General features: G+C 46.7%; 4 protein-coding genes. All 4 read left to right on the forward strand.

Annotation, left to right across the window (positions count from 1 at the left end; translation table 11 throughout):
• Window positions 1-75: 75 nt before the first annotated feature.
• From ribH to AC9UEY_RS04825, 4 genes are read left to right on the forward strand one after another with little or no spacing between them, the layout of a single operon-like run.
• Window positions 76-540, forward strand: coding sequence for a 6,7-dimethyl-8-ribityllumazine synthase (ribH, locus tag AC9UEY_RS04810; RefSeq protein WP_509538510.1), 465 nt, complete (start codon window positions 76-78; stop codon window positions 538-540).
• A 13-nt stretch (window positions 541-553) separates the two neighbouring features.
• Window positions 554-1,441, forward strand: coding sequence for a methylisocitrate lyase (gene prpB, locus AC9UEY_RS04815; protein ID WP_509538513.1), 888 nt, complete (start codon window positions 554-556; stop codon window positions 1,439-1,441).
• A gap of 6 nt (window positions 1,442-1,447) precedes the next feature.
• Window positions 1,448-2,578, forward strand: coding sequence for a bifunctional 2-methylcitrate synthase/citrate synthase (gene prpC / locus AC9UEY_RS04820; protein WP_509538515.1), 1,131 nt, complete (start codon window positions 1,448-1,450; stop codon window positions 2,576-2,578).
• A 3-nt stretch (window positions 2,579-2,581) separates the two neighbouring features.
• Window positions 2,582-4,021, forward strand: a complete 1,440-nt coding sequence (locus AC9UEY_RS04825) for a bifunctional 2-methylcitrate dehydratase/aconitate hydratase (RefSeq protein ID WP_509538518.1) — start codon at window positions 2,582-2,584, stop codon at window positions 4,019-4,021.
• Window positions 4,022-4,178 lie beyond the last annotated feature (157 nt).

Genomic DNA, 4,178 nt, shown 5'->3' on the forward strand with positions numbered 1-4,178 from the left:
GCCAGCAATAAGTTTAATGAAAAGTATCTAGCTACCAAGGAAGAAAAACTTGGTCACTCACGAGGAGGCAAGTAAATGGCAGGACATGCACCACGTATTGGTATCACACCTCTTCCACAGGCAAAGGTTGCGATCATCTCCTCATCCTGGCATCTAGATATTTGTAATGACTTAATTGCAGGTGCCAAGCGCGCACTTGGTGAGGCAAAGGTTGAAACCGTTGAAGTTCATTTTGTTCCGGGATCATTTGAAATTCCACTTGCTGCCCAATACGCATTTGAGAAGGGCTTTGATGCTGTTGTTGCAGTGGGCTTGGTGTTAAAGGGTGAAACACCTCACTTTGATTATGTCTGCCAAGGCGTGACTCAAGGGGTGATCGATGTTTCCCTAAAGTATGGCAAACCAATTGGCTATGGCGTCTTGATGTGTAATGACCTTGATCAAGCTATTGCCAGATCAGGTGTTGCTGGCAGCACAGAGGACAAGGGATATGACAGCGCAGTTGCTGCCCTTGAACTTTTGCGTTTGAAGAACGCCTAGATAGACTCCCTCGGTGAGCGTAACTAGCGCAGGAGCAGCCTTTAAGAGGGCGTTAGTTGAAGAAACCCCGCTTCAAATTATTGGAACCATCAACGCTAATCACGCCCTGCTTGCCAAGCGCGCTGGATACCGAGCCATCTATTTATCAGGAGGCGGAGTTGCGGCAGGATCTTTAGGTGTTCCTGATCTAGGAATTACAACACTTGATGATGTATTGACCGATGTTCGTCGTATAACAAATGTGTGCGATACACCGCTGTTAGTTGATGCTGACACAGGGTTTGGTGCATCGGCTTTTAACATTGGCCGCACAGTAAAAGATCTGATCAAAGCTGGAGCGGCCGCAATGCATATCGAAGATCAGGTTGGCGCAAAGCGCTGCGGTCATCGCCCTAACAAGGAAATTGTTTCAAAGGGTGAAATGGTTGATCGCATCAAGGCAGCAGTTGATGCTCGCACAGATGATAATTTTCAGATCATGGCAAGAACAGATGCGATTGCTAATGAGGGCATCGATTCAGCGCTTGATCGTATTCATGCCTACATCGAGGCAGGTGCGGATTTAGTATTCCCAGAGGCAATTGAAAACCTCGCAGATTATGCAAAGATTTCAGCTGCTGTTTCCAAGCCCATCTTGGCAAATATCACTGAATTTGGAAAGACTCCCTTGTTTACTCGTGATGAGTTGGCTGCCCAAGGGGTCGGGATGATCCTTTATCCATTGTCAGCCTTTAGAGCGATGAACAAGGCGGCAGAGAACGTTTATTCGGCCATCCGACGCAATGGCACACAGGCCGCTGTGATCGACACAATGCAGACACGAGAAGAGTTGTATCAGGCAATTAATTATTATGAGTACGAGAAAGCACTTGACCAAACACTAGGCAAAGACAACGGGTAGGAAATCATGGAAGAAATCAAAGTAAAGAAGTCAGTTGCGCTCTCGGGTGTTCCAGCGGGAAACACGGCGCTTAGCGCTGTAGGTGGAGCTGATCTTCACTACCGCGGGTACTCAATCAAAGACCTAGCTGCTAACTGCGAGTTTGAAGAGATTGCATTCCTTCTTGTTCATGGCGCACTACCAACACAGGCACAACTAGATACTTATAAGGCAAAACTCAAGGGATTACGTGCTCTTTCACCTCAGGTAAAGACAGTTCTAGAACAACTTCCAGCAACTGCCCATGCAATGGATGTCTTACGTACTGGCTTTTCAGCACTCGGTGCAATAACACCAGAGTCTGCTCATCACACTGAAGCAGAGGCTCGCGATATTGCAGATTCAATGCTGGCAAAGACTGGCTCTCTTCTTGGTTACTGGCACCACTTTGCAAATAGTGGCAAAAGAATTGAAGTAGAAACAGATGAAAATTCAATCGGAGCGCACTTTCTTCATCTATTACATGGCGAAAAGCCAAGTGCGCTGTGGGAAAAAGCTATGCACGCCTCATTAGTTCTCTACGCAGAGCACGAGTTCAACGCCTCAACATTTACAGGTCGCGTCATTGCCGGAACTGGGGCAGATATTTACTCATGTGTGACCGGATCAATTGGAGCACTTAGTGGTCCAAAGCACGGTGGTGCTAATGAAGTAGCACTAGAAATTCAGCTTCGTTACTCATCACCAGATCAGGCCGAAGCAGATATTAGAAAACGCGTAGAGGCTAAGGAAGTTGTGATTGGCTTTGGTCACCCTGTTTACACAGTTTCAGATCCTCGTAATGAGATCGTTAAGGTCATTACAAAGGAGCTTGCTGTTCAGGCTGGCAAAGAGAATTTATATGATGTTGCAGAGCGCATCGAATCTGTGATGATGGAAGTTAAGAAGATGTTCCCTAATGTGGACTGGTTCTCAGCAGTTGCATATGATGCGATGAAGATTCCAGTTAACTACTTCACCCCACTGTTTGTAATGGCACGTATTTCAGGCTGGACTGCCCACGTTATCGAGCAGCGCAACGATGGCAAGATCATTCGCCCAACTGCTACCTATGTTGGTCCTGAAGATTTGGCTTTTCTTCCAATCGAAAAGCGCTAATCAATGTCTAGCCATGTAGTTAAAAGTAACCAGCCATACGATCAGGAAATCATCGACATCGTCGATTACGCACTGAACTATGAGGTTAAATCACCGGTTGCTTATGAAACTGCATGGAACTGCTTTATGGACACACTGGGGTGTGGTCTGGAAGCACTTGAATATGAGGCCTGCACCAAGCTTTTAGGCCCTGTTGTTCCCGGTTTAACTGTTGCTAACGGTGTGAAAGTTCCTGGCACAAAGCATGTGTTAGATCCTGTGCAAGGTGCTTTCAACATCGGCGCAATGATTCGTTGGTTAGATTTTAATGACACCTGGTTAGCTGCTGAATGGGGACATCCATCAGATAACTTGGGTGGTATTTTGGCAACGGCTGATTGGCTCTCTCGCACAACCGATAAGAAATTTGTGATCAAAGATGTTTTCACAGCGATGATCAAAGCCCATGAAATTCAGGGTTGTATCGCACTTGAAAACTCATTTAACAAGGTCGGCCTTGATCACGTTATTTTAGTAAAGGTCGCTTCAACTGCAGTTGTTGCACAGATGATGGGCCTCACCCGTGATCAAGCACTAGCTGCTGTTTCACTTGCTTGGGTCGATGGTCAATCACTTCGCACCTATCGCCACTTTCCAAATGCCGGATCTCGTAAATCATGGGCAGCAGGAGATGCAACCTCTCGCGCTGTGCGTCTTGCGTTGATTGCACAGACTGGCGAGATGGGTTATCCATCAGCGCTGTCTGCAAAAACTTGGGGCTTCTATGATGTTTCTTTTAAAGGAAATGCATTTACGTTCCAGCGCCAATACGGCACCTATGTAATGGAAAACATCTTGTTCAAGATTTCTTTCCCAGCAGAGTTCCACTCACAAACAGGTGTTGAAGCAGCGATGACGATTTATCACCAGATGCAGGCAGCGGGTAAGACATCTGATGACATTAAGAAGGTCACCATTCGCACGCATGAGGCGTGTATTCGCATCATCGACAAAAAGGGACCGCTGAATAACCCGGCAGATCGCGATCACTGTATTCAGTACATGACCGCAGTTCCTTTTATCTTCGGTCGCCTGACTGCACGTGATTATGAGGATGACATCGCAGCTGATCCCCGTATTGATGCGCTGCGCGAAAAGATCGTCTGCGTTGAGGACACCACCTATACCGCGGATTATCACAACCCAGAAAAGCGCTCTATTGCCAATGCAATAACAGTTGAATTCAATGATGGCAGTTCATTTGATGAGGTGGCAGTTGAATACCCAATCGGCCATGCACGTCGCCGAGTTGAGGGCATTCCGCTTTTGATTGAAAAATATAAGACGAATTTGGCTCGTATATATGATGCGGATAAGCAAAAGAAGATCACGGATTTGTGTCTTGATTATGACAAGTTGGCAGCCACACCCGTAAATGAGTTTATGGATTTGATGGCTCTTTAATGAGCGATATGTCAGCAAAGGTGCGCAAGGCACTAGATGTTGCCGTAGAAGCAATTGGTGGTTCTGCTCGCGAAGGCCAGATTGAGATGGCTGAAGCTGTCGCAAATGCGCTAACAGATCGTCACCACCTTATGGTCCAAGCAGGTACTGGTACCGG

The sequence above is a fragment of the Candidatus Planktophila sp. genome (assembly GCF_040402275.1).
Taxonomy (GTDB): Bacteria; Actinomycetota; Actinomycetes; order Nanopelagicales; family Nanopelagicaceae; genus Planktophila.